At 62.3% G+C, this 1,658-nt stretch carries 2 protein-coding genes; both read left to right on the top strand.

Annotation, left to right across the window (positions count from 1 at the left end):
• Positions 1-1,051, top strand: a 1,051-nt coding sequence (secF, locus tag EOA29_RS35635; protein ID WP_127222339.1) for a protein translocase subunit SecF, incomplete at its 5' end; no start/stop codon positions are given.
• 127 nt (positions 1,052-1,178) lie between these two features.
• Positions 1,179-1,568: an Mth938-like domain-containing protein gene (locus EOA29_RS35640; protein ID WP_126093408.1), complete on the top strand. Its 390-nt coding sequence runs from the start codon at positions 1,179-1,181 to the stop codon at positions 1,566-1,568.
• Positions 1,569-1,658: the final 90 nt, after the last annotated feature.

The raw sequence follows: 1,658 nt of genomic DNA on the forward strand, positions 1-1,658 counted from the left end.
CACCTACGCCATCGGCATCCTGACCACGGTGTTCACCGCCTTCACCTTCACCCGGATGCTGGTCGCGATCTGGCTGCGCCGTGCCCGCCCGAAGGAATTGCCAAGGGCGCCCGTCACCTTCATCCCGCCGGGCACCAAGATCCCGTTCATGGGGATCCGCCGCTGGACGTTCGCCTTGTCCAGCGTGCTGTCGATCCTGTCGGTCGTCGGGTTCCTGACCATCGACATCAATTACGGCATCGACTTCAAGGGCGGCTCGATGATCGAGGTGCAGTCCAAGCAGGGCGACGCCGATCTCGGCGACATCCGCAGCAGGCTATCCGAGCTCAACATCGGCGAGATCCAGGTGCAGCAGTTCGGCGCCCCGAATGACGTCCTGATCCGCGTCGGAACACAAGATGCCGGCGAGAATGCCGAGCAGACGGTTATCGACAAGGTGAGGGGCGAGCTCCAGGATCAATACGACTTCCGTCGCGTCGAAGTGGTGGGTCCGACGGTTTCCGGAGAGCTGGCCAAGCAGGGCACGATCGCGATGTTGATCGCGCTGGTCGGCATCCTGCTCTATGTCTGGTTCCGCTTCGAATGGCAGTTCGCGGTGGGCGCGATCGTCGCGACCGTCCACGACGTGGTGATGACGATCGGCTTCTTCGTCATATCCGGATTGGAGTTCAACCAGTCGTCGCTGGCGGCGATCCTGACCATCATCGGCTACTCATTGAACGACACGATTGTCGTCTATGACCGCGTTCGCGAGGATCTCAGAAAATACAAGAAGATGCCGCTGCCGCAGCTCTTGAACAATGCCATCAACGAGACGCTGTCGAGGACGACGCTGACCTCGGTCACGACATCGCTGGCGCTGTTGGCTCTGGTGCTGTTCGGCGGCGAGGTGATCCGTTCCTTCACGCTGGCGATGCTGTTCGGCGTGGTGTTCGGCACCTATTCGTCGATCTTCATCGCCGCGCCGCTGCTGATCCTCTTCAAGTTGCGGCCGCAATCCGCGACCGCCGAGGAGACGAAGACGGCGAACGGCAAGGCCGTGACGACCTGACGCCGTCAGAGCCGGATGATTTCAGGTCGAGTCGACCTGAAATCTGAATCCGGCTCTGAATCAAAGAGATAGAGCATGATATCGTCCGAAAACCGCTCCACACTTTTCGGCATCATGCTCTAGACCCATGGCCAAAGGCATCATCATCCGCGAGGCGCATTTCCCGGGCAGGGCGCCGATTGAGGCTTATGGTAATGGCGGCTTCCGCTTTGCCGACATGTCGCATCGCGGATCGCTTTTGTGCCTGCCGTCGGGCATTCATGGCTGGGAGCCGGCCGATCCGCTGGCGCTGAAAGCCTCGGACTTCGACAAGCTTTTCGCCCAAGCGGACAGGGTTGAGATCCTGCTCGTCGGCACCGGCAAGGATCTGCGGCCGCTGCCGGGTGCACTGCGCGCCGCGCTCAAGCAAGCCGGCATCTCTGCCGATCCGATGTCGACGGGGGCGGCCGTGCGCACCTACAACGTGCTTCTGGCCGAGGACCGCGCCGTGGCCGCAGCGCTGATTGCCGTCGATTGAATGGCAGGCGGCTCAACCATCGTCATGGACGCGGTGCGCGCCGCCGACCCTGACCGCTACCTCTCCGCGCTCTACGCGCCGGCCGACAGG

Origin of the sequence: Mesorhizobium sp. M1E.F.Ca.ET.063.01.1.1, assembly GCF_003998155.1 — a bacterium.
Taxonomy (GTDB): Bacteria; Pseudomonadota; Alphaproteobacteria; order Rhizobiales; family Rhizobiaceae; genus Mesorhizobium.